We start from the raw sequence: 24,933 nt of genomic DNA on the forward strand, positions 1-24,933 counted from the left end.
ATAAAATTAATAGATGAAATAAAAATTTAGAATAATATTCGAAAATGAATATTGATGTAGTTGATCTAAAAATTCTAAATTTCTTGCAAATGTGATTACACATGAGTCGAAGGTTATGGATTCATGTTACTGCTAAGGACTTGAATGCATTTTCACAATTCATTATTAATAAATTGAATAAGATGAACGGCATTATGAGTATTAATGCTAAGATCATTCTAGATCAAGTTATTCAAAAAAAGCACTCTTATTTTTATCTTGAATTAAACGCCTTATCCAAATTTAAAACTATTTATTACAATAAGATTAGTTGCTTAGGTGAATTTATTTAAATGAAAACCATTCTCAAAAAATGATCTTGAGTAATAATTTAGAACTTGAAACAGCGATTAAATATAATCAGTTTGGACGCCTGTAACCAAAAACCTCGGTTTAAGCGTGGTAGTGTGATTTAGAATTCAGGTAAAATTGAGTTCTGTTTAAAAATCCATTGAGATCGTTTTTGAAAAGTGCAAGGTGTATGAATGGGGCGTAAATTAAAAAGCTCAAAATTACGTTCTGAGCAGATTAGCCGTCGTCTCTTTTTTTGTATGATTGCCATTATCTTTTCAATTTTTTATCTCTCCATTCCTTTAATTATCAATAGCTATCAAGAATATATAAAATCGGAACAAACCCTGACAGAAATTACCAGCCTTCGGGCATTGGTCAAAACAGCGAATAAGCTTTCGAGAGAGCGGGCACCTTCAAATAAAGTGATGTCAAGCCAAGCAGATGTCTTATTGAAAAATCAAAAGGAATTAGAAGAATATCGAAAAAGTGTTGATGCGCAAATTGATGACACCATTGATGTGTTACAACAAAATGGTTTTAAGTTGATTGCTCATGAGTTGGAAACTGACTTAAAAGTTAAGTTAGCTACAGCGCGTCGTATTGTCGATGCTTATGCCACTACACCTCAGAATAAGCGTACTTCAAAACAATATGATCATGCGATTTTATCGATGTTTCGTGTTTGGGATGAAAGTCGTGAGTTTTTAACTTGGTTATTGGTGCGTTCAAATAGCAAGAACAGCAGCATGTCGAATTACTTTACCTCAATCTTGATACTGACCGATATGCGCGATCAGGCAGGACGGATTGCCTCGAATATTATGGCACCTGTGACGTTTGATGAGAAAATTCCAGATGAAAACCGAGCAAGAGCATTACAAACACAACATCAAGCTGTTTATCTTTGGGAGTTAATTGATACCATTCAGCCAGAACAGTCGAAAACGCCAGAATATGTAAGTTTATATCGACATGTGAAAACGGAGTTTTTAGATCTGGGATTGCCTATTATTGCGCGCTTACTTGATGAAAGTAAAAACAACAGAGCTTACTTTCTCTCGGGGACTGAACTGACTGAACGGATGGTGGGGAAGTTCACCCCAGTCATGGAGCTGCAAAATTATATTCTGGATTACAGTATTGCGGTGGCCGATGAGCAGAATAAGTTAGCCAAACGACAGTTTATTTTTACCTTGTGCATTTCAAGCTTATCTTTGCTGATCGCAATTTTCACTATGATCTATGCCAAGAGAAGAGTATTTAGTCCTTTGATTCATGCCCGTAATATGATTTTAGGCCTCTCGGGGACTTCGGATGTGCTTCCTGCACATAACAAGAATAAGGAAGAGTTTTTCTCGCTATTTGAAGCGATTGATAAATTAAAAGGCATGTTAAAGCAGCGTGATACGATGGAGTTGCAACTGAAGAAAATTGCCAATACCGATGTATTAACAGGCGTTGCTAACCGTTTGGCTCTGGATGAGTATATTCAAATGCTTGAATCCCAGCCTGAGTCATTGTCACAGACCTGTGTGATTGCCATTGATATTGATAATTTTAAGTTTGTGAATGATCAATATGGACATATTGTGGGAGATCAGGTGATTAGCATGATTGCTGATCAGCTGAAACATAATGTTCGCGCGTCGGATTTAATTGTGCGTTATGATGGCGATGAGTTTTTGGTGGTGATTGAACATATTCAAATGGGCGCTGCCAAAGTGGTCGCAGAAAGTATCCGCGCAGCTATTTTAAAAGAAACGATTGTCGTACCGAATGTAGCGGCATCGATTCATGTTTCGGTCAGTATCGGTGTCGCAATTGGGGCAAATAGCTGGTTAGAGTTATTAGAAAAAGCGGATCAGTCGTTGCTTAAAGCGAAGGCAAAAGGGAAGAATATTGTACAGTTTTGATGTTCGCCCTTTGGTTATTTACGTTCACTTCAAGTTCTTCTTTATTTCTGTTTAATTTATCCGTTTAGTAGTTCCATCGTTGATCGATATTCCTTTAAGTTGTAAACATGGTATAGCTGAGAAAGAGACCGTATTTTTCTATGCAGGATTAAATTGCCTATAATTATTTTAAGTTTTATAGATTGTAAAATAGAGAAACTGTATGTGGAACTTTTATCGACATTTTCACTGTTAAATAGATTAGAACAGTGAAAAGTGCCTGTCTTCAAAGAAGAGGTAAATCCAAGCTAGAGAGATGAAGCCAGCTTAAATTTACCCTCGTATTGGCATAGTATTAAACTGATTTCAACATCGGTTTCAAGAATCGACCAGTATGTGAAATTGCAACCTCAGCAATTTGCTCTGGTGTCCCTTCGGCAATGATTTGACCACCACCAGAACCGCCTTCAGGACCTAGATCAATCACCCAATCAGCAGTCTTGATCACATCCAGATTATGCTCAATCACCACAATGGTATTGCCCTTATTGCGTAGCTCATACAGGATGTCGAGTAACTTGGCAATGTCATGGAAATGCAGACCTGTGGTCGGTTCATCCAAGATATATAAGGTGCGGCCTGTATCGCGTTTGGCCAACTCGCGTGCCAGTTTGACCCGTTGCGCTTCACCACCAGAAAGGGTGGTTGCCGCTTGACCCAAACGGATATAACCCAGACCCACTTGGGTCAAGGTATCTAAACGACGATGAATCACTGGAATCGCATTAAAGAACTCCGCTGCATCTTCCACGGTCATTTCTAATACATCAGAAATGTTTTTGCCTTTATAGCCGACTTCCAAGGTTTCACGGTTATAACGCTTGCCATGACAGGCATCACAAGGCACATACATATCTGGCAAGAAGTGCATTGCCACTTTAATCATGCCATCGCCTTCACAGGCTTCACAGCGGCCACCTTTCACGTTAAACGAGAAACGGCCCGCACTATATCCACGCGCTTTGGCTTCAGGGGTTTGCGCGAATAACTCACGAATCGGGGTGAATAAACCCGTATAGGTTGCAGGGTTGGAACGAGGGGTACGTCCAATTGGGCTTTGGTCAATATCAACCACTTTATCCAAATGCTGTAAGCCATCAATTGAATCAAACTTTTCCGCAGTCAGGGTCGTCGCACCATTCAGTTGAGTCGCAGCCAAAGGTAATAAAGTACGGTTAATCAGCGTTGATTTACCTGAACCTGAAACCCCTGTGACACAGGTCATGATGCCCAATGGGATGGTCAAATCCACATTCTGCAAGTTATGCCCGCTGGCGCCAGACAGTTTGATCACTTCATCTGGACGAGGGGACAGGGTGCGTTGTTTCGGTACTTCAATTTTCAGCTTACCTGACAGATATTGACCTGTCAGTGAGTCGGCATGATTAGCCAACTCATCGTAGGTACCTTCAGCAATCACAGCACCACCATGAATTCCTGCACCGGGGCCGATATCAATAATATGGTCAGCGGCACGAATCGCATCTTCATCATGCTCAACCACCAGCACGGTATTACCCAAATCACGTAAACGAATCAGGGTTTGTAGCAAGCGGTCATTATCACGTTGATGCAGACCTATCGACGGCTCATCCAACACATACATCACACCCATGAGACCTGCACCGATCTGTGATGCCAGACGAATACGTTGTGCTTCCCCCCCCGAAAGAGTTTCCGCTGAACGTGCCAAGCTAAGATAATTTAGGCCAACGCTGACCAGAAAGTGTAAGCGTTCACGAATCTCTTTAAAGATTTTATCGGCAATTTCACCTTTAGCCCCTTCTAGGTTCAGGTCTTGATAATAGTTTTCAGCATCGCCTATCGACATCTTGGTAATTTGGGCAATGGTCTTGTCTTTGACCCGAACATGACGTGAAATTTCATTCAGACGTGAACCACCACAGGCATCGCAGGCTGCATTCGACAGATATTGTGCCAAATCATCACGTACATAATTCGATTCGGTTTCACGATAGCGACGTTCCAGATGCGGCAAAATTCCTTCAAATGCCTGTACCCGACTGTGTTTACGACCACGTTCATCAATATAACTGAGGTCGATTTTCTCTTTGCCTGTACCTTGTAAGAACTTCTTTTGCGTGTCTTTATCCAGCTGATTCCATGGTTGATCGAGGTCAATATTGAAATGATCAGCCACTTTTTGCAGCATGGTGTAGTAATACGGACGCTGTCTGTCCCAACCCCGAATCGCCCCTTGGCTGATCGAAACCTCAGGATTTGGAATGAGTTTATCCGCACTGAAATGACTACGGGTTCCCAAACCATCACAGACAGGGCAGGCTCCAAATGGGTTGTTGAAGGAGAACAGGCGTGGTTCGAGTTCAGCTACGGCGCGGTCACATTCTGGGCAAGAGTGTTTAGCTGAAAACACACGTTCAGGATGTTCACCATTCATCCAGGATAACACTGCAATATCGCCGCCTAGACGCAAGGCGGTTTCAAAGGATTCGGCGATACGGTTCCCCAGATCATCACGCACTTTAAAGCGATCCACCACCACTTCAATGGTATGTTTTTTCTTTTTGTCCAGTTCAGGCGGGGTATCAATATCAATGATTTCACCATCGACACGGGCACGTACAAAGCCCTGACCCTGAAGCTGTTCAAACAGTTGGGTGTATTCACCTTTACGCTCACGTACCACAGGGGCGAGCAACATCAGTGCTGTACCTTCTTCAAGGCTTTTTACTGCATCGACCATTTCTGAAATGGTTTGTGCCACCATTGGGAGATCATGTTCAGGGCAATACGGCGTACCGACACGTGCATAGAGTAACCGTAAATAGTCATAAATTTCGGTAATGGTGCCCACGGTTGAACGAGGATTGTGGCTGGTTGATTTTTGCTCGATCGCAATCGCGGGCGATAAACCTTCAATGGAGTCTACTTCCGGTTTTTCCATTTGTGACAGGAATTGACGGGCATAAGCCGAAAGCGATTCAACATAGCGACGTTGACCTTCGGCATATAGGGTATCAAAGGCCAAGGAGGATTTACCTGAGCCAGAAAGTCCCGTAATCACCACAAACTTGTCACGTGGAATATCGAGTGACACATTTTTTAAATTATGGGTACGTGCGCCTCGAATACGGATATGACTTTGACTCATAAATATATCTCAATAAGCTGAATATGAAAAATTAAGGTCTGTTGATGCTTCTATCCAGCGTGTTGCCGAGAAGTTTCTCCAGACCTTCTATATAATAACGATTTAAAATTGTTCAAGCTGTAACAAAACGATTTTAAACGTCAGATTGTGTCGGATTAATGATTTCAACACTGTTTTTAACATAAATTTTCATGTGAAATCACAGTTTATCTGTGAACTGTTTCAAGCATTGATTAAAAAATAAAGGGCTAAAATTGAGGGCTGCATGTCAAAAAAATTGAAAATCTCCATAGTTGCGCTGCTTTTGCTGATGATGGCTTATCTTTTTGCATCGCCTTATTTGACGATTTATCAAATCCGTCAAGCGTTGAAAAATGAGGACACGACCGCTTTAGCCCATTATGTGGACTTTCCAAGTGTACGCCAAGATCTTAAAGATCAATTCAATGCAGCCTTATTAAAAAAATTCCCAGAAGATGAACAAGGCCGTGAAGGGAGTTTTGCTGCACTAGGTACGTTGTTGGCTTCATCCATGGTGGATAAAATGGTCGATATGATGGTGAGCCCACAAGGGGTTTCGATGTTGTTGCAAGGCAAAAAGTTAAAAGAAGGTTTGCCTTACTCGGTACACTCGCAACCTGTGCAGGCTGAGACCCAGAAACAGTCATCACCACAACAGGTTAAATATCGAAGTCATTATCAGTCTTTGAACCAGTTTGTGGTGGAAATTCAACAGGCTGAACAGCGGTCGAAGATGAATGTGATCATGCAAAGACAGGGGTTGAGCTGGAAAGTCACACAAATCCAATTGCCTATGCAGCAATTGCAATAGATTGGTGATAGATTGAAATAACGCACAAGCGAACAGATAGGGAAAATAAAAAAATGTTAGGAAAGATACTGATTGCATTGCTTGGGGTATTACACGTATATATTTTGGTGCTGGAAATGTTGTTGTGGGATAAGCCCTATGGTTTAAAAGCCTTTGGCAATAGTCTGGAAAAAGCGCAGCTCACCAAGGTTCTGGCACAAAATCAGGGATTGTATAATGGCTTTCTGGCTGCTGGATTATTTTGGGCATTACTGGCGCCCGCAAACTATGCCACGGCAATTGCCAATTTCTTTTTAGGCTGTGTGCTGATCGCGGGTATATACGGTGGACTGACAGCAAGCAAAAAGATTATTTATATTCAGGCAATCCCTGCATTGCTGGCTTTAATTGTGGTGAATGTTTTTTAACCCAGCAATAAAAGTAGGCATTTGATCTGATTTATGCTTTAATGCGCCTAGTTTGAGATGAGCCTCATACAGTATATCGGACGATACGATATACGACTAAGCCCCTTAAGTGGGGCTTTTTTATACCTGTGAAAACACACACTATTTCCTGTATAGCAAGAGGCGTATTTTGATCGGGAATTATTGGGAACTAGTGATACAGAAATGCAAAAAGCTGCCGTTTTTGTCATTCAAATACAATAAAATCAAATATTTATTTATGTTTTAATTTTTTCTGGATTAAAATAAATCGCATGCAGACATTGAGCAATAATAATGCTAAGAAAAATCATATTATTTGGATGGGGCGTGTGCTTAAGCTTTGGGGTACTGGCACAGGAAACAAAAATTATTGGATTTGATCAAGTATTTAATTTAAATCATGATGAGTTTTATCAAGTCGAGCTGAAAAATCTAGCACCAAGTTCACAACTATGGACGGCTTTTTATTTGATCGGAGTACCTAAGTCTGGTGCAATGACCACTCAAGCTGATTTTGCGGTTAAAGGCGAGGGCATCATCAATAAGGCACATCCAAGCAATTCAACGGATGTTATTAGCTTGGTTGCCAATCATTTACCGATACGGCAAAATTATTCTCTTAAAGCATTTGATGATTTAGTTGAAGAAATTGAAGATCAAACAGGTCAAAAGGTACTAGATCCTACGATAAGCACAACAGAAAATGTTCGCGTGTATGGACAGATTATCGATTGGATTCCAGAATATAATTTGCAGAAGCCTGCAAAACTTAGTTTTGGGGTGATCAATAGTCAAGACTTTGATATTAAAGCGGCTTATTTGGTTGTTGGTGAGGCTGATAAAACACCACAATTATTAGCGTTGGATATTCATCAAAAAGCAGACGTGGAACAGGTTGAGCAATCTTTTCGCAACACCAGCCGTAGTCATGAATTTCGCTTTGCTCAGTTTGAAACTAAATTTCTGATTTTTCTGACCATTCTGGCTGCTACCATTTTTCTGAACTGGGGAAAATGGCGCAGAAATTAGATGGTATTGCTTGACATAGAAGGAAGCCCCAACCTTCCTTCTATTCGAGGTCGTCGCATTAAACTAATCCAAACCTAACCATTGACGTTGCTGATAAGCGCTGTCCCAGAACAACCATTCCAGTTTTGCCCCCATGGTATAGGCCGCATGCATTTTGGCTAAGGTGTCTTCATCACAACGGGCCGCGACTTTATCCACGGTTGCAATTACATTACGCACCGCCGTATTAAATTCTTCACCTGCGTAGGTATCGATCCATGCCTGATAAGGGTTGTTGGCAACCGACTGGCTGACGATATCTTTCCCCACTTCTGCATAAATCCAGAAGCAGGGCAATAAGGCTGCTAAAATCACCGGATAGCTTTCTGACCATGCGGTTGCCGTCAGGAAAGAGGTGTAATGATGACACGCCAGCGTCAGTGGAGTGTTTTCAAACTCGATTTTGCTGACATCAAATTCCTGCATGAAGTCATTGTGTAAACTGCGTTCTACAATAATGGCAATTTTAGCCGCTTCAGAAAATTGGATCACGTCATCTGCTGCATAGGCTTTTGCTGCAGCAACCGCAAGCGCACGGCCGTACGCCAATAAATAATGGGCATCCTGAATCACATAATGACAAAAGACATCGCGATCTAATGTACCTGCGGCCAGTTCCTGATTAAACGGCAGCGCTAGTATTTTTTGGTATAAGTCTTGATTGCGTTGCCAAACATCTTGAGAAAACGTCATCGATTTGAACCTGTTAAAATACGAAAAAATAAATCTTGCTGAACTATAACAGAGTCTGATTCGGATATTTTTTTCTTCAAAACAAGAGCAACAATCTTTTCTAACTTTTACTGAAAACTCGCCTACAATAGACATATTTTTATAACTCAACGATTTGAATAAAAGGCTGCTCATGAAGCATTTTCGTTTTTCAATTTTCTTTACGGTAGTGTGTTTGGCATTGTCTGCTTACTGGGGCTATACGCATGGCCCTGAAGCAGGGGTTACGACAATGCTGAAAGCATTGACCATTACTGCAATTCTGGCAGTGATGGAAGTTTCTTTATCTTTTGATAATGCCGTGGTCAATGCATCTGTACTTCGTGGTTGGGATCATTTCTGGAAAATGATTTTCTTAACCGTTGGGATTCTGGTTGCTGTATTTGGGATGCGCTTAATCTTCCCTGTGGTGATTGTTGCGGTGACCGCTGACATGGGCATGATTGAAGTAGCAAAATTGGCTCTCAATGATCCGAAGACCTATTCTGAACGCTTAATGGCACATCATGCTGAAATTGCAGCATTTGGTGGAACCTTCCTGTTGCTGGTATTCCTGAATTTCTTCTTTGATGATGGTAAAGAAACCCACTGGTTCAGATGGCTAGAAGCGAAACTGGCACATTTGGCCAGTGTGCCCGCGATGTCGGTTTTCCTCGCCTTGATTGCAATGCTCATCATGGCGGCTAATGTAGATGAATCTGCTCGCCTAGCGGTGACCATGGCGGGGATTTGGGGCATTGTGGTGTATATCGGGGTGCAGGTTTTGAGTCATTTACTGGGAGGAGAGCCTGAGATTGATGAAGATGGCAATGCGGTGACGCATGACTCAAATGGTGCCGCTTCTGGCGTCGTAAAAGCAGGTTTTGGCGGCTTCCTTTACCTTGAAGTATTAGATGCATCGTTCAGTTTTGATGGGGTGATTGGTGCCTTTGCGATTACCAGCGATGTGGTGATCATCATGCTTGGCTTGGCGATTGGTGCGATTTTTGTCCGTTCAATGACCATTTATCTGGTAGAGAAAGGTACGCTGGATGCCTATATTTTCCTAGAGCATGGTGCACATTATGCAATTGGTGCCTTGGCATTTATTATGATCGCCAGCGGTACGGGGCTGCATGTACCTGAAGTGGTGACCGGCTTAATCGGTGTGGCCTTTATTGTCTGGGCGGTAATTGCCTCGATTCAATATAGCAAGCGGGAACAGCAAGCCTCTTAAGCTTGCTTTCAGCTTGGTTAGCTATTTTAAATACAGGAGCGATAGTCGCTCCTTTATTTTTTCTCTGCAGAAAGATTGTGTTTTTCATAATCTCTTACAACCTTTGTAGGCGAATGGCTTATAATTCGCTGAGCCAGTTATAGTGTCTTATCAACAATGAATGCTTTAGAACGTCGTTCAACCTTTGCCTTAAGTAGCATTTTTGCCTTACGCATGTTGGGCCTGTTCATGATTATTCCTGTGTTTTCAGTTGCAGGACAATCTTACCAATATGCTACACCCGCCTTGATTGGTCTCGCGGTTGGAGTCTATGGTTTAACTCAGGCGATTTTACAGATCCCCTTTAGTTTGTTGGCCGATCGTTTTAGCCGTAAGCCTTTGGTCGTCCTGGGGTTATTATTGTTTGCAATCGGCGGTGCAATCGCAGGCTTATCCGATACCATTTATGGCGTGATTATTGGGCGTGCCATTGCCGGTGCAGGCGCGGTCTCTGCTGTGGTGATGGCATTACTGGCCGATGTCACTCGTGAAGAACAGCGTACCAAAGCCATGGCGGCGATGGGCATGAGTATCGGTTTATCCTTCGTTGTCGCTTTTAGTTTGGGACCTTGGCTCACCAGTCTGGTCGGTATTTCTGGCTTATTCTTTGTCACCACTATTATGGGCTTGGCTGCGATTTCGATGTTGCTTCTGGTGCCAAAAGTCACGCGACATCACCGCAATTATCAGCAAGGTTATTTGACCCAACTCAAACAAGTGATTCAAATGGGTGAGTTGAACCGACTGCATGTGTCGGTATTTGCTTTGCATTTACTCCTCACGGCAATGTTTATCTATGTACCCTCGCAGTTGATTGAGTATGCGCAAATTCCATTGGCCAAGCATGGTTTAGTCTATTTACCGCTGTTGGTGATCAGTCTGTTTTTTGCTTTTCCCAGCATTATCATTGCGGAAAAATATCGTAAAATGCGCGGCATTTTTCTCACTGCAATTGCGGGGATTATTGGCGGATTGCTGATTCTGATTTTTGGCTATGAGTCTAAATATGTATTGCTGGCAGGACTGGGTTTATTCTTTATTGCCTTCAATGTGATGGAGGCATTATTGCCTTCATGGCTGTCTAAAGCCGCACCGATTCAATCTAAAGCCACGGCGATGGGCGTCAATGCCAGTAGCCAGTTTTTAGGTGCTTTCTTTGGTGGTACTTTAGGTGGACAGCTTTTGATGTTACAGAATACTGCGCTTGGGTGGAGTGTACTGACGGGGATTGCTATAATATGGCTGCTGATTAGTTTTGGTCTGGCTCAGCCAAGATATTTATCTTCCATCGTGTTGCCTTTACCTCAGGCAATACAAACAGATGAATGGACTTCAAAACTGTTGGCAATTCGTGGTATTGAAGAAGTCGTGGTGATGCCTGAACAGCAAGTTGCGTATATTAAAGTCGATAAACAGAGCATTGATGATACTGGGCGACAAGATTTAACGCACTTGATTGGCAAAGAGGTAGCCATTTAATCATAACTCTTATAAAGTAAAACATAGAAATATATAGGATGAAGACAGCTAATGCGTGGTGTGAATAAAGTTATTTTAGTCGGTACTTTAGGTAAGGATCCAGAAACGAAAACCTTTCCAAATGGTGGATCATTGACTCAATTCTCGATTGCAACCAGTGAATCGTGGATGGATAAAAGTACGGGTGAGCGTAAAGAGCAAACAGAATGGCACCGTATCGTGTTGCACAACCGTTTAGGTGAAATTGCGCAGCAGTATCTGCGTAAAGGTTCGAAAGTGTATATCGAAGGTTCATTGCGTACCCGTCAATGGACAGACCAAAATGGTCAAGAGCGTTACAGCACGGAAATCCGTGGTGATCAAATGCAAATGCTCGATAGCCGTCAACAAGGTGAGCAGAGCGGTGGTGACTTTAATCAACCTCGTTTTAACAACAATAATAACCAAGGTGGTGGTTACCAAAATACGGGCTATAACAATAACAACAATCAAGGTGGTTATGGTCAAACTGGTGGTTTTAATGGCGGCAACCAGCAAGGTAATTATGCAGGCAGTCCACAAGCGGGCAATGGTTTTAATTCACCAAAAGCAGCACCGCAACCGGCTGCAGCGGCACCTGCGGATTTAGATGACGACTTACCGTTCTAAACTTTTGCACCCAGCATGAAAAAAGGCATAAAACTCAGTTTTATGCCTTTTTTGTCGGACTCGTTTGTTATCGAATTGAGCCCAAAGCCTCGTGGTGAGTCACTATTTTTTGGACTTTACTATCGCTTTGATCTATAACTGATCCACTTGGCCTACATTGCTAGACGAGGCTTATTAGCGTCGATGAAATTATTGATCGATTTTTTGGTCAAAAAATTTGCTGAGCTGAAGCAACAGAATTCGGTACTCTATTAAAAAAACGGGGCTATAAGGAATAGCCACTGTCAGTTTTTGCCAATTCCCTCAGGCCCGCCATGAGGGTCTCTATCAGTTTCTCCACCACCAAGCGTTGGCCTTTGCGTGAGGCATAGACCAATTGCACGGTACCCCGATTGGATTTCCATTCAGGTAAGAGGTGAATCAGTTTGCCTTTTTTAATATCGCTTTGTACTGTCAGATAGGGGAGGTCGGCAATGCCAAGTCCATCATGGACCGCATAATAGACTCCAGCCAAATCATTGCTTTTGACCCGCGGTTGATAAGGCACATCGACAGTTTCATCACTGTGGATATGACATAAATGCCAATAATATTGATGTTTCTGAATACCCAAGGCGACGCTTGGGTAGTGCTTTAGCTCTGAATAATGGCGAATGCTTCTGCCTTCTAATAATTCGGGCGCAGCGACTAGACAGTGCTCGGTGCGAATCACATCGCGCACAATTAAGCTGGAATCCTGATTGGGTTCAAAACTGGTGCGGATGGCGATATCAATATCATCATGCAGTACATCGACCCGTCGACTGGTGAGCTCTAAGGAAATTTCAACTTTGGGGTAGGCTTTTAAAAATTGATTGAGTAATTTCCGAATTTGGAAATGCATCATCAAGGGCGGGCAACTGATTTTAACCACACCTTGTGGTTCATTTTTTTGTTTGAGCAAGATATTTTCGGCACATTCGACCTGTGCAATCACTTTACAGCACTCTTCATAAAATTCTTGGCCCAAATCCGTGACTTTAAAATGACGGGTGGTACGCTGGATCAGGCTGACATTGAATTTATGTTCTAGCTCAATGATACGGCGGCTGAGTTTGGATTTACTGATATTTTCAGCTTCGCTGGCGGCACTGAATCCGCCATGTTTCACCACCAAGTAAAAATAATGAAAGTCATCAAATGAGTTGATCAAGGCCAATCGAATCCGATAAAGATGAAAAGATTAGGATAGCATTAACAATCCTAATCTTAATATGCGCATTTATTTTTGCGTGGTATTTTGTGCGTAACTGTTCATCAGGTTGCGATAATCAGGAATGTGATTCGAGAATAAAGTACCTAAACCTTCAATGTCATTACGCCAGTCACGATGCAATTCACAAGCCATCCCAAACCAGGTCATTAGTTGTGCGCCGGCTTGTGACATCCGATCCCATGCTGCATCACGGGTTAAGGCATTAAACGTTCCAGAAGCATCCGTAATCACAAACACCTCGAAGTCCTCTGCCAAGGCAGATAAGGCAGGAAAAGCCACACAGACTTCTGTAACCACACCCGCAATAATCAATTGCTTTTTGCCTGTGGCTTTGATGGCTTTGACAAAGTCTTCATTGTCCCAAGCATTGATTTGACCGGGACGGGCAATATAAGGAGCATCGGGAAACATCTCTTTCAGTTCAGGTACCAGTGGGCCATTCGGGCCATTTTCAAAACTGGTGGTCAGAATCGTGGGTAAATTGAAATACTTTGCGGCATTTGCCAACGCCAAAACATTATTTTTAAATTTGTCTGGATCAATATCCCGAACCAAGGAAAGTAGACCTGTTTGATGGTCGACTAAAAGCACCGCAGCATTGTCTTTGTCTAGGCGAGCGTAGTTGTTAGCCATAATTTTATCCTCATGTTTTTGTGAAAGAAGTTTAAAAGATCGAGATTTTTCCTCTTGCCTGAAAGGATGCTAATTAAATTTTAGTGTGGGATGAAGTCTGAAAAATGAGATAAACAATGTCAAAAATAGGATGATTGTTGATATCTTGCTATTAATTTTATTTTTAAGATCAGATTGTCCTATCTGTAGAATAATGTGTTGCCAAACTGGTGCTATAAGCATTGAGAACGGAGGGGTAAAATAAGCATCAAGAACAGAACTTCTACCCTCAGGGAGAAACCAAATGAAAAAAATTCTTGGTGTGTATCAAAACAAGCACATGCACTGGGTAGGTGATGGTTTCCCAGTCTATAACTTGTTTTCCTATGACCGTTTAGGCCAAAGCATTAGTCCTTTTTTATTGTTGGACTATGCGGCACCATACCGTTTTGACCCAACCACAGCACAGCATGGCGTGGGTTCACATCCGCATCGTGGTTTTGAAACAGTGACCATTGCCTATCAGGGTGAAGTCACCCATAAAGACTCGAGTGGCGGTGGTGGAACTATTAAAGCGGGTGATGTGCAATGGATGACTGCAGGTGGCGGGATCTTGCATCAGGAGTTCCATTCTCCTGAATTTGCCCATCATGGTGGTTTGTTTGAAATGGTACAGCTTTGGGTCAATTTGCCAGCGCATTCAAAAATGACGCCAGCAAAATACCAAGCCATTGAAGCGAATCAAATTCAGCATATTGCACTGGATGATGCAGGCAGTGAAATGCGAGTCATTGCAGGTCAATACCAAGACACTGCAGGTGCAGCAAGCACCTTTAGTCCAGTCAATGTCTGGGATGGCAAAATTGTTCAAGGTCAAACGCATACGTTTTATATATCTGAAGGGCAGACTACATTGTTAGTATTACTATCAGGTCAGGTGCTTTTGAATGAAACTCAAAGCATTGAAGCGCCAAGCTTGGTGATCCTTAGCCGAGAGGAAATTGACTTTAGTATTCAGGCCGAGCAAGACAGCAAATTCCTGATTTTGACGGGTCAACCGTTGAATGAGCCGATTGAAGGTTATGGGCCGTTTGTCATGAACAGCAAAGCTGAAATCGTCGAGGCAGTTCGTGATTTCAATAGCGGTAAATTTGGTTCGATGCATGCTTAAGTATTGAATTAAATCAATAGTCTATATAAGAAAGCCTATCACTCCTTTGGAGTGATAGGCTTTAGCTGTAAGGGTCCTCTATTGATTTTTTAATATTATGTCACTTATAATTATTCAGCTTGTTATGTGACTTTGTTCTCGTTGTTATGCAATAAACATAGCACTGATTTAGCACCTTGCAAAGCGAATAAAGTACTGAAAATGGTAAAATATAGAATGTTCTGTATGTTTTTTGGCCTAAAATGTAATAAGTCCATTTTTTTCATTATGTTACGTTTAAAATTCAAATTGTGATAAAATGTAACAAGAAAGTAACAACGATATTACGACAAAAGTCTGGCAGAAGGCTTGAATCTGGTATTTTTTAATACCGTATTTCGCGGAAGTATCAGTCATAATCAAGAAAAATCATCAACTGATGGGACATAATTTTGGATATTGCAATTATTGGCAGTGGAATGGCAGGACTTGCCTCAGCCAGAATCCTACATGATGCCGGGCATAAAGTAACCATATTCGAAGCACTCGCAGGCCGAGGCATGGATAGTCATAGTATTGATTTTGATGGTGGCATTATTGATGCACCGTTAAGGGTCATGAATCCAAAACTTTGGCAGAATACCCTAAGTTTAGCCAGCTATTTAGGCATCGAAACTTTTCCTGTCCGTACCTTTATGGCTTGCAGTTGGTTATTTGATGATAAAACCGATACATGGCTGACCACCTCACGCAGCCGTATCGGCAATTTCCCGATTATCAATAACCGTAAAGGGATTCAGCAATATGGCTGGCGTCTGGTCAAAGGTATGCTGCAACTGAAAACCGCGGTACATCAATTTTTTAAATCAGACAATCAAGACATTACCTTGGCCGAGTTCATGAATCAGTATCATATTGAGGAAGTGTTCTGGCATGGTACCGTGATGCCAGTGCTGTATACCATTTGTACTTGCCATCCCAAAACCATTGGTGAATGGCCTGCGAAACCTTTACTGGAATTTATCCGACAGTTGACAGAAGGTGAAGCCTTATTACGGATGAAAGGTGGAACGCCTGCGTTGGTCAATCGCTTGATTGAAGGTATCGACATTCATAGTGGTTCAGCTGTTCAAAAAGTCGAAGAGCAGGGTGAAAAAGTGTTGGTGGAAAATGCACAAGGCGAAAGCCAGTTATTTGACCGTGTAGTGATTGCCACGCCAACCCCAGTGATTGAAGATTTTCTGAAACAACCACAATTTGCTGAAGACATTGCCTTATTGAAAAAGTTCCGTTTCGAACAAGGCGATTTAGTTATTCATACCGATCCGATTGTGATGCCGCAACGCCGCAAAGATTGGGCGGTATTGAGCTATATGATGGATCGTAAATTTACTCGCCAGCAATTTACCGTGTGGATTAATGCGATTGAGCCGAGTTTGGTCGGTAAAAATGCCGTGTTCCAAACCTGGTGTCCGGTGATTGATATCGATCCAAAGAAAGTGATTTCCAAAGTTAAACTCACCCGTGCAGTGGTCGATTCGGAAACCGTGGCCTTGAATAAACAAATTCAGCAGCGTCATCTGGATTTAAACCGTAAAGTATTTTATTGCGGTTCATGGTCATGCGATGGCTTGCCAATTTTAGAATCTGCTGTGACCTCGGCCATGCATATTTCTGAAATCCTAGGTGCAGCCATACCTTTTGTTGGATTAAAACCAAAAGTCAAAGTAGCGCCTGAACTCGGTTATTAAGTATGAGTTCCTTCAAGCAAGCGCTGATCGAAAAAGTCATTGGGCACAAATATGCGATTGATGCCAAACGGCTTGGTGATGATGCGCTGCTTGCTTGGAGTAATTTAGGCTTTTGGCAAGGCCAACATTATGATTATCCACAGGCCTGTCGAAGTCTGGCCGATCAAGTTGCCCAATCGATTCAACTGAAATCCACAGATCGTGTTTTAGATCTCGGCTGTGGGCAAGGCGCCAGTCTGCTGCACTGGCTTCAGCATTATCACATTCAACAACTCAGTGCTGTTGAGTTACAGCCCGAATGCGTCAAACGAATTCAAAAACAATTACCGCAAGTGCAAATTCATTGTGGATCTTTTTTGAATTTAAAAACACTCGGACTTTTGAATTCATTTGATCTGGTGCTGTGTATAGATGCGGCTTATCACAGTGATTTGAATTCATTTCTTGATTCGACATCCGTAGTTTTGAATTCAAAAGGTCGGATCGCGTTTCACACCCTGATGTGGTCGGATAATTGGCTACACTGTTCTGCTCTACAAAAACAAAAATATCGCTATCTATTAAAAAGTGCCGATGTGAATTGGCAGTATCTGATGGATCAGCAACAGCTTGCGCAGACTTTAGCGCAGCATGGTTTTATTGATATTAAAATTCAGGATTTTTCTAAGCCTGTGTTGAATGGTTTTGCCGAATATATTGAAACACGAAAATCTAAAAAAACCGCCTTTGATTTGGCTCAACTCAAAATCGAGATGACTGCCAAGTTGTGCCGAAAACTCTACCAAGATGGATTAGTACGTTATATTCAAATCAGTGCAGTAAAAAAGTGAGAAAAAGATGCCAAATCAATATCAAGGTTCATGCCTGTGTGGGGCAGTGAGCTATCAGGCCGAGGTTGCGCCACGTTATCGTTTTAATTGCCATTGTCGTGATTGCCAAAAAGCCACGGGCAGTGCTTATGCACCGATTGCTTTCTTTCATCACTCTGAACTAAAAATTAATGGTGAACTCAAGTATTTTGAGTCTTTGGGGTTATCTGGTAAGCCGATACGCCGTGCATTTTGCCCTAATTGTGGATCGCAAATGTTTGGCCTACCCGAACTCGTGCCCGAAATGATTTCAATCCGTGCAGGAACACTGGATGATCCAAATCTGTATCAACCGCAAGCAGAATGTTTTGTGAGTCATGCAAATGAATGGGATTTATTAAATCCGAATATTTCGCATTTTGAAAAAATGATCGGGAAAAAACGAGAGTAAAGCGAGAAATGGTGCCGGCACACGGATTCGAACTGTGGACCTACTGATTACAAGTCAGTTGCTCTACCAACTGAGCTATGCCGGCAACGTGGCGAGAATTCTACAGAATCTAATTAAAAAAACAAGCGAAAAAATAAGCAAACAGATAAATTTAATTGAATCAGCAAATTTTCGCCAATTCTGATTTATGTGTTGAGCGCATAAACAAAGGAATCAATCACTTCACCCGTGCTTAAGTGTGCTTTCATAGGCACACGTTGATAGCCTGCACCTTCGAATTCATCCAGTGCTTGCCAGTGTTGTTCTAGGTTATCTGAGAAAAACACAAAGCCAGAGACCTTTTGATCTGTTTGATCAAGCATAATGCCCGGAAAGCCCAGTTCAGCGCCCCAACCTTGTTGTTTGAGTGTGCCAAATACATGTGCGTCTGCCCATGTACCACCAATATTTTCCATGATATGGGCATTGGGACGGTTTGGTCCTAGAGTCCCGTAAACAAATAAACTGAGCATAGTGAAAGCGAGGAAAGTAAAAGAAATAGGGTAGCAAAAAAGGGTAAGCGCGGATATCTGTGAGAATAAAAAGAATTCTGCTTTTTTAGGTGAGCTGTTGTCTTTTGATATAAATGTAGATGTTTAATTTTTATCTTCTATTTTAATCATAATACGAAGAATGTTGTGATTTAAAGCATAGGCATAAAATAGGTCAGTTTAATATCCATGTTAGGTCGATTCTTGATCTCTGAAATGAGTATTCGCTAGTATTAAGCTCAGTAAAAAGTCTGATGGATATGACTTTCTATTTTATGGTGAGTAGTGAACTAAAATAATGGGAAAATATAAACATTTTAAAATTAAAACCATCAAGGATTGGGAGGGCGAGTATTGGGATGCTTACGAAGAGCGAAAAACACATACTGGGATTAGGGTCTATCGTGGCTGGCCTTACGGGTTTACCGCTAAAGATGAGGGCATTAGTCCAAGTTTTTCAGTGATTTTAACGTCAGAAATGGCTGATCTGGTAAAAGAATACAAAGTCTTTGAAGTTGCGAAACAACTTGAACTCTCTTTAAGTATGGTTGGTAAATTCAGACGGTTATTAGGTATTCAAAGAAATTTTATCTATCGAAATGATCCATGGATTCTGGCACATCAAGATGAATTGTTGTACGACAGTTTAGAGACATTAAAAGCTAAGTATGGATTAACGCGACCTCAAGTTTATCAACATAAAATCTGGTTGGCTGAACTTGTCGATATTCCTGTGCCGAAGAAACTTAGAAAAAAGCAATCTGAGGTGATTCAAGAACAGTGGTTTCAAGCCAATAAACAGCAGCTGAATGGCTTAACTGTTCAGGAAATCGTAGAAAAATTTGATGTCAGTGTATTCATCGCTAAAAAATTTTATAACCGTATTCAACAAGAGCTAGATGAATTCAGTTTTTCTGAAAAATTTCAAAATGATAAGCAAGAAAAGCGGCAATGGTTATTGGATCATCAGGAGGAATTATTAAACTCAGGAAAAACGGTTGCCGTCTTAGCTGATCAATTCCAAAAAATGCCAGGAGAAATTTTAAGAGCAAAAGCAAAATTAAGAGAAATCCTAGATATCCCTAAAATGAAAGTACAAAAAGAGGCTTGGTTTGCGCTACATCAAGAAGACCTCCTTAATCCTGAGTTAAGTAATGAAGATTTAGTCAAAAAGCTTGGTTTGAGCCTTGAACAGATTTTTCGGAAGAAAGATGAATTAAGACAACGTTTAGGTCTGGCAAAGCATAAGGATCGAGTTCAAGCATGGCGTTTAGAAAATCAGGAGATTCTATTGGACTTGCATTTAAGCGTGACTGAAGTTGCGAAAAGATTAAAACGAAGTGAAAAATATATTATTAAAAATCGTATGGTCTTAAGAAAATTTTTAAATATTACCATTGAGGATCAAAAGAGGGCTTGGGTAAAACAACACCAACAGGATTTGGAGCAACTCAGTATTTCAAAAATACAAGAAAAATATCAGTTGGGTCGCTATGTAGTGCAAGGTTATCGAAGACTTTTAGTTACAATGACACAAAACGAAACCTGTTCATAATTGAATCAGATAAATCATTCTGGTAATTTTTTTTGATCAAGAATAAGGCAATAATAATGTTGAATAATATCTTTAGCGTCTTGGATAAATTAGGCGTTGGTACTCAAAAACGTGCAATGAGTATTCAGTTTTCAAATGCAGCGCTTAATACTCAAATCATGCTGCAACGCCTAGAGGGCTATCATGGCATTAATGATGGGCTATCTGTAGAGTTAATTTGCTTATCAACCAATCCTTATATCGAACTCAAACAGTTTATTGGATGCCAAGTTGCTGTAGATCAAGTGACAGATTCAGGCCAACTGTTTAGAACCACAGGCATTATCACAGGGGCAAGCCAGGGGACATTCAACATTTGCAAATGGTAGATTACCTGTTGAGGTTTATGCATTTGTATATGATCAATCGTTAAGAACTCTTTTTAAAATTACAGGTTCTTATTCAAAAAAAATGAGGATAAAAGCATTAATGGAATTAAATATCTCGTTAAAAATTTAAGAGCTCGAGATAATAATAAAATTCCTACAGAGCAGGGAGTTTGTCTTAAAAATGGATTTATTAAAGACAATGGAAAAGACTATAAATTTACAAAACAACGAGTAGGGTTTAATTTTGCAAATGCCCCTTCAGTTGTGATTACAGCTGAAACAGAAGCGATTTATAAAGCAGAAGATAATTTATTGGTGAGGACGGAAAAAAATCTTCAAAAAAGTCCCAACTATATAACAACTAAAAATCAGACCAAAGATTTAAGAAAGGGTGAAAAAACAGTGAACCAGAGCTCACCTTTGAGCGGGCTTGAGTTAGTCACACAAGTCCCAATGGAAGGGGGGACAGGGATCATCGCCACATGGGAGCATGCAGGGACCGTGAATTCAGCTCTAGATCCATTCGTTTCCATGACGGTCGACACCGCCAGAACTGAAAATTATGTCAGAACCTCAAGCATTTCCAATAATCATGGACTTCAGATATATGAAGCTATCTTAAATTCATTAAAGAAATTCTAGGATAATAAAAATGGGCTTTGAACATCAACCTTATAATACTGAAGATAATGCCAAATTTGTTTCTCAGACAACACCCACGAAAACTGAAACCTTATGTAAGGTAACCTTACCTGCTAAATATGTCGTGCCGATTATTTTTATTCCCGGGATTATGGGGTCTAATTTGAAAAATAAAGGCGATGGTCGACATGTTTGGTATCCGCCTAATGGGACTAGGGAGGGGTTGGCAGCCGCCAGTGCAGGTGAACAACGGGATGCTAGAACCAGACAAATGGAATTAAACCCTGAAACCACGATCGTTGGGCAGGATGGTTATATTGATGAAGATGCGATTGAGGACATTGATCATTTTGATCGCGCAAAAGCAATCCGTAGAGGTTGGGGATCTGTGTGGTGGGAAGGATATTCTAAGATCCTTATTTATCTAGAACGATACTTAAACCATGAGTTGGTAAAGCAAAAGACAACCACAAAAGATCTAAATGATCCAGATCATTTTGCGGGTACGAAAGAATGGAAGAAAATCGTAGCAACTGGTTCTAAATCTTTTCTTGGGATGGGTTCAAGTGATGAATCTAAATTAGAAGATATAAAAGAAGACTGGGGGCCGATAAATCAAGAAATTGAATTATTGACCAAAGAGTTACACGGGAAGCTCGCCAATTATAGCTTTCCTGTTTTTGCCATAGGTTATAACTGGCTACAATCAAATGATGATTCTGCTAAATATGTTGCTCACATGATGCAAAATTATGTCAAAGCTCAAATTAAAAAGGAATTTCCAAAACAAGAGTTTAAGAAGTTTATTATTGTAACCCATTCCATGGGTGGGTTAGTGACAAGAGCCTTAATACAAGAAAGTTCTGTTAAAGATGATATTTTAGGTGTAATGCATGGTGTCATGCCTGCGAGTGGTGCTCCAACCGTTTATCAACGTATTTGTCGCGGCTGGGAAGGTGGAGAAGTTGTTGATGGCTGGATAGCCAAAATAAAAGCGAATAAGAGTGCTCAGGTTTTTGGAGCGACCTCCGAACGGCTGATGCCTGTTTTGGCGAATTCACCCGGAGCATTGCAATTATTACCATTTGGCAATTTTTTACAGCATAAAGCTCAGGATGGTAGTCAGACGAAAACCTGGTTAACGTTGCGAGCAAGGAATAGAAGTGGCGAGATCGTTACGGCAAGATTGCCTAAAGATGACCCTTATTCTGATATTTATACACGTACTGATACTTGGTGGAGCATGATCAATGAAGGTTTTATTGATCCAGCAGGTATTTTGGAGGCTCAATTAGATCAAGAGAGTGGGCTAGGTATTGTTGATTTTTACTTAAGAAATGTTAAAAAAGTACAAGATTTTCACTCAAAAATAGCCGATAGTTATCATCCGAATACTTATGCTCATTATGGGCGGGACGAAAAGCATTTGGCTTATAATGAAGTGCTCTGGAGTACGGAGCAAGTTTTGCCTATTGATACTGAAGACGATTTAATCGAATACCGTGGATATGCTAAGCATGGCGCGGAACAAGCAGAAACGCCAGAAGAAACTGCTGATAAATCACCCCCTCTTACAGAAGAAGAAATCGCAAGAACGGTCACTTTGGAACCTATTGTTGTTACCGCACAAAAGCATGACGGTTTTAAACGGTTATTTGATCAGGATAGTTTTAGAACCATTGAAGATACCGAAGGCAATATAGTTACTTTTAATATTCGAATTCTGCCGACTTCCGCGGGCGATGGAACGGTTTGTAGTGAATCTGGAGCCGACGTTGAAAAAAGAGGTTTAAAACAGGTTTTTGTCATGCGCGGGCTCGATCATGCTGCAAGTTATGATGATAAGAATGTGCACCGAAGTACAATTTTTTCCATCGCAAAAATTATGGAACAGTTGTGCTGAGTTTTAGGTTTTACCTTTCATGGTCTTAAATTTATTTAACTGATTCGTAATGATTAATAAGAAATTAAAGTCTTATGATCCGAGATTTGCTCAGCCTATAAGATTAACTGAAATGCGTATTGGTTGGTCAGCTTGGGAGATTCATCAGTGGATTGAGGCTAAGTTAGAGCAGAGGGTAAGTTGATTTATGGTTGAAAATAATCTGAATGATGAAGTGATCAAAATTTTCATTGAAAGTAGGCTTGTAAAATATGAATGTTTTAAACAAGTACAAGACTACATAGGCAGATCATTTAATAGATGTGATGTAGTTTTTAGATTAAATGAAAGAAATTTAGAATTAGTCTCAGTTGAGGAAAATAAAGTATTGCAAGAGGTGCCGATAGTGGATATGGAAGCTAAAGAGAGTATTGCATTTGCAAAACAGGCTTATATGGTCTTTCATCAAGCTATTTGTGAAATTAAGAAAAACCATTAAATGGTTTTTCTTTTTTTAAGCTAATGTTTTGGGCGTCACGAGCTGTCGTGCAGAATAAAAAAATTATGTTCAAATTTGTTTTTTACTATACTTTGTTGTTTTATATATAAATATATAAAGAAGACACAGTTTTTAGAATATGACTTTTAAATGTTATTACTGGTATAATTCACCAGTCCATTTTTATAACTGGTAACTTTCACCAGCAAGCAATATGATTCAATTACCTTCCCATATAAAGCTCATATTTTCTGGTCATGAAACTTTTGCACTTCGACAGTTGTGGCTAAAGAAAGCTTATTCACAAGTAGAAATGCATCAGGACACTTTTGAGTTAGTGTGCCCAAAATCTGTATTTTCATCAAGTGATGCTGTTGAACGCTTTGGTGTGGGTAAAAATATGGTAGCTTCAATTAAACATTGGGCATTGGCTACTGATGTAATTAGAGAAAGCAGTGAACCCAACGGGTTTATGCTTGGTGAGATTGGAAAATTTCTTTTTGATAATGATAAGGGAATAGATCGTTTTTTAGAGAATGAATCATCTTTTTGGCTAATACATTGGTATTTAGCAGGGAAAAGTATACGTTCGACAAGTTGGTATATTTTGTTTAACTATTTGAATAATAATAATTTTTCTCAAGATGATGTGCTTAAGTTAACGATTGAACTCGTTTTAGAAACAGAAAATGCTAGATCAAAAAAACATTAGAGAATGATATTGATACATGTCTAAAAAGTTATGTTTCGGATAATGAGACAGAAGATGGAATTGAATCTCTTTTATCTAAATTAGGTTTAATAAAAAAAATAAATAAAAGCTTATATCAATTCAACTACGCTTACCATGAATCATTATCTGACTCTTTATTTTGTTTTGCCATTTTAGATTTTTGGGAAAGCTTAGAGAAAAGATATGAGTCATCACAATCAACACTTTCGTTTAAAAATATAACTTATGATTATGGTTCACCTGGCCGTGTTTTTAAATTAACAGAATATTCCATTAATGAACGACTTTCAAGAATTGAAGAAATTTCAGATGGTTACTTGGGTTGGACAGATAGCTCTGGTTTGAAGCAAATAACAAAGCTTAAAAATGAAGATATTTGTGAAGTTAAAATGAATTTGTTGAGATCAGCATATGGTTGCTAATAAAACTCTAGGCGATGTTGTTTCTATCAATAGAAACTTTATAAAATCTATAAATATAGAATTGGATTTTGGAAGTTTTGACTCAATCAAAGAATATATAATTCAACCTTCTGCTCTTAATGTTTTAGACATTATGGCAAATCAAATTATTACTACTAAACAGCGTACTTTTACATGGACTGGCCCTTATGGTAGTGGTAAATCCTCATTGGCTTTAATCCTAGCAAGTTTAGCTGGTGGGAAGGAGGACATTAGGAAACAGATAAATAAGAAAATAAACTTAGACTCAATAACTTCAGTTTTTTACTCAAGCAAACCTTGGTTGGTTACTCCAATTACAGGGAGCAGAGCTTCAATCGAAGAAGTATTTTTATCAATTGTAAAAAACTAACGAATAAAACAGTTTTGAAGGTT

At 40.3% G+C, this 24,933-nt stretch carries 23 protein-coding genes, 1 tRNA gene and 2 pseudogenes; 20 read left to right on the forward strand and 6 right to left on the reverse strand.

What is annotated here, in order from left to right; genetic code table 11:
- Positions 1 to 524 precede the first annotated feature (524 nt).
- Positions 525 to 2,246: a GGDEF domain-containing protein gene (locus NQU59_RS04345; protein WP_257065188.1), complete on the forward strand. Its 1,722-nt coding sequence runs from the start codon at positions 525 to 527 to the stop codon at positions 2,244 to 2,246.
- A 334-nt stretch (positions 2,247 to 2,580) separates the two neighbouring features.
- Here the strand turns inward: NQU59_RS04345 and uvrA are convergent, their stop codons facing one another.
- Positions 2,581 to 5,418 (reverse strand): excinuclease ABC subunit UvrA, encoded by a 2,838-nt coding sequence (gene uvrA / locus NQU59_RS04350; RefSeq protein ID WP_257065189.1) that lies wholly within the window; start codon positions 5,416 to 5,418, stop codon positions 2,581 to 2,583.
- Between the two features lie 265 nt (positions 5,419 to 5,683).
- Between uvrA and NQU59_RS04355 the strand changes: the two genes are divergently transcribed.
- From NQU59_RS04355 to NQU59_RS04365, 3 genes are all read left to right on the forward strand, one after another.
- Positions 5,684 to 6,250, forward strand: a complete 567-nt coding sequence (locus tag NQU59_RS04355) for a DUF2939 domain-containing protein (protein WP_257065190.1) — start codon at positions 5,684 to 5,686, stop codon at positions 6,248 to 6,250.
- Between the two features lie 53 nt (positions 6,251 to 6,303).
- Entirely contained in the window at positions 6,304 to 6,657 is a 354-nt protein-coding gene (locus NQU59_RS04360; RefSeq protein WP_257065191.1) for a DUF1304 domain-containing protein, read from the forward strand.
- Between the two features lie 315 nt (positions 6,658 to 6,972).
- On the forward strand, positions 6,973 to 7,707 hold the full coding sequence (locus tag NQU59_RS04365) for a hypothetical protein (RefSeq protein ID WP_005238201.1): 735 nt from the start codon (positions 6,973 to 6,975) through the stop codon (positions 7,705 to 7,707).
- 63 nt (positions 7,708 to 7,770) lie between these two features.
- On the opposite strand, the gene tenA is transcribed toward NQU59_RS04365, so the two are convergent.
- Positions 7,771 to 8,439 carry a thiaminase II gene (tenA, locus tag NQU59_RS04370; RefSeq protein ID WP_257065192.1) on the reverse strand — a complete coding sequence of 223 codons (669 nt, stop codon included), beginning with the start codon at positions 8,437 to 8,439 and terminating at the stop codon, positions 7,771 to 7,773.
- Between the two features lie 172 nt (positions 8,440 to 8,611).
- Between tenA and NQU59_RS04375 the strand changes: the two genes are divergently transcribed.
- The 4 genes and pseudogenes from NQU59_RS04375 to NQU59_RS04390 all read left to right on the forward strand — a co-directional run.
- The gene (locus NQU59_RS04375; RefSeq protein WP_005238203.1) at positions 8,612 to 9,694 is read left to right on the forward strand and encodes a DUF475 domain-containing protein; all 1,083 of its coding nucleotides are present in this window, start codon (positions 8,612 to 8,614) and stop codon (positions 9,692 to 9,694) included.
- Positions 9,695 to 9,850: 156 nt separating this feature from the next.
- On the forward strand, positions 9,851 to 11,212 hold the full coding sequence (locus NQU59_RS04380) for an MFS transporter (protein ID WP_257065193.1): 1,362 nt from the start codon (positions 9,851 to 9,853) through the stop codon (positions 11,210 to 11,212).
- Positions 11,213 to 11,263: 51 nt separating this feature from the next.
- Complete coding sequence (gene ssb, locus NQU59_RS04385; protein WP_005238205.1) at positions 11,264 to 11,860, forward strand: single-stranded DNA-binding protein; 597 nt, start codon at positions 11,264 to 11,266, stop codon at positions 11,858 to 11,860.
- Between the two features lie 138 nt (positions 11,861 to 11,998).
- Positions 11,999 to 12,115, forward strand: a pseudogene (locus tag NQU59_RS04390) (LysR family transcriptional regulator); the annotation flags it as partial.
- Positions 12,116 to 12,125: 10 nt separating this feature from the next.
- Here NQU59_RS04390 and NQU59_RS04395 read toward each other — a convergent pair.
- Both NQU59_RS04395 and ycaC read right to left on the reverse strand, forming a co-directional pair.
- Positions 12,126 to 13,052: a LysR substrate-binding domain-containing protein gene (locus tag NQU59_RS04395; RefSeq protein WP_257065194.1), complete on the reverse strand. Its 927-nt coding sequence runs from the start codon at positions 13,050 to 13,052 to the stop codon at positions 12,126 to 12,128.
- 69 nt (positions 13,053 to 13,121) lie between these two features.
- A complete protein-coding gene (gene ycaC, locus NQU59_RS04400; protein WP_005238209.1) occupies positions 13,122 to 13,748 on the reverse strand; it encodes an isochorismate family cysteine hydrolase YcaC in 627 nt (208 codons plus the stop codon).
- Positions 13,749 to 14,031: 283 nt separating this feature from the next.
- Between ycaC and NQU59_RS04405 the strand changes: the two genes are divergently transcribed.
- The 4 genes from NQU59_RS04405 to NQU59_RS04420 all read left to right on the forward strand — a co-directional run bounded on the left by NQU59_RS04405 (position 14,032) and on the right by NQU59_RS04420 (position 17,888).
- Entirely contained in the window at positions 14,032 to 14,898 is an 867-nt protein-coding gene (locus NQU59_RS04405; protein WP_257065195.1) for a pirin family protein, read from the forward strand.
- A 431-nt stretch (positions 14,899 to 15,329) separates the two neighbouring features.
- Positions 15,330 to 16,628, forward strand: a complete 1,299-nt coding sequence (locus tag NQU59_RS04410) for an FAD-dependent oxidoreductase (protein WP_257065196.1) — start codon at positions 15,330 to 15,332, stop codon at positions 16,626 to 16,628.
- Positions 16,629 to 16,630: 2 nt separating this feature from the next.
- Positions 16,631 to 17,458 (forward strand): SAM-dependent methyltransferase, encoded by an 828-nt coding sequence (locus NQU59_RS04415; protein ID WP_257065197.1) that lies wholly within the window; start codon positions 16,631 to 16,633, stop codon positions 17,456 to 17,458.
- A 7-nt stretch (positions 17,459 to 17,465) separates the two neighbouring features.
- Positions 17,466 to 17,888, forward strand: coding sequence for a GFA family protein (locus NQU59_RS04420; protein WP_257065198.1), 423 nt, complete (start codon positions 17,466 to 17,468; stop codon positions 17,886 to 17,888).
- A 9-nt stretch (positions 17,889 to 17,897) separates the two neighbouring features.
- Here NQU59_RS04420 and NQU59_RS04425 read toward each other — a convergent pair.
- Together NQU59_RS04425 and NQU59_RS04430 are read right to left on the reverse strand one after the other, a co-directional pair.
- Positions 17,898 to 17,973 (reverse strand) — tRNA-Thr (locus NQU59_RS04425).
- Between the two features lie 100 nt (positions 17,974 to 18,073).
- Positions 18,074 to 18,400, reverse strand: coding sequence for a gamma-glutamylcyclotransferase family protein (locus NQU59_RS04430; RefSeq protein WP_257065199.1), 327 nt, complete (start codon positions 18,398 to 18,400; stop codon positions 18,074 to 18,076).
- Positions 18,401 to 18,716: 316 nt separating this feature from the next.
- Between NQU59_RS04430 and NQU59_RS04435 the strand changes: the two genes are divergently transcribed.
- The 8 genes and pseudogenes from NQU59_RS04435 to NQU59_RS04475 all read left to right on the forward strand — a co-directional run bounded on the left by NQU59_RS04435 (position 18,717) and on the right by NQU59_RS04475 (position 24,910).
- On the forward strand, positions 18,717 to 19,973 hold the full coding sequence (locus NQU59_RS04435; protein ID WP_257065200.1) for a hypothetical protein: 1,257 nt from the start codon (positions 18,717 to 18,719) through the stop codon (positions 19,971 to 19,973).
- 56 nt (positions 19,974 to 20,029) lie between these two features.
- Positions 20,030 to 20,317: pseudogene (locus NQU59_RS04440) on the forward strand (type VI secretion system tip protein VgrG); the annotation flags it as partial.
- A 213-nt stretch (positions 20,318 to 20,530) separates the two neighbouring features.
- Positions 20,531 to 20,983, forward strand: coding sequence for a T6SS immunity protein Tli4 family protein (locus NQU59_RS04445; RefSeq protein WP_257066153.1), 453 nt, complete (start codon positions 20,531 to 20,533; stop codon positions 20,981 to 20,983).
- 10 nt (positions 20,984 to 20,993) lie between these two features.
- Positions 20,994 to 22,886 carry an esterase/lipase family protein gene (locus NQU59_RS04450; protein ID WP_005238228.1) on the forward strand — a complete coding sequence of 631 codons (1,893 nt, stop codon included), beginning with the start codon at positions 20,994 to 20,996 and terminating at the stop codon, positions 22,884 to 22,886.
- A gap of 187 nt (positions 22,887 to 23,073) precedes the next feature.
- Positions 23,074 to 23,364, forward strand: coding sequence for a hypothetical protein (locus NQU59_RS04460; protein WP_257065201.1), 291 nt, complete (start codon positions 23,074 to 23,076; stop codon positions 23,362 to 23,364).
- Between the two features lie 214 nt (positions 23,365 to 23,578).
- A complete protein-coding gene (locus NQU59_RS04465; protein WP_257065202.1) occupies positions 23,579 to 24,076 on the forward strand; it encodes a DUF4007 family protein in 498 nt (165 codons plus the stop codon).
- An 8-nt stretch (positions 24,077 to 24,084) separates the two neighbouring features.
- The gene (locus NQU59_RS04470) at positions 24,085 to 24,519 is read left to right on the forward strand and encodes a DUF4007 family protein (RefSeq protein WP_257066155.1); all 435 of its coding nucleotides are present in this window, start codon (positions 24,085 to 24,087) and stop codon (positions 24,517 to 24,519) included.
- A complete protein-coding gene (locus NQU59_RS04475; RefSeq protein ID WP_257065203.1) occupies positions 24,509 to 24,910 on the forward strand; it encodes a hypothetical protein in 402 nt (133 codons plus the stop codon). Before NQU59_RS04470 ends, NQU59_RS04475 begins: the two co-directional genes overlap by 11 nt.
- The last annotated feature ends 23 nt before the right edge of the window (positions 24,911 to 24,933 follow it).

Source organism: Acinetobacter colistiniresistens (genome assembly GCF_024582815.1).
Lineage (GTDB): Bacteria > Pseudomonadota > Gammaproteobacteria > Pseudomonadales > Moraxellaceae > Acinetobacter.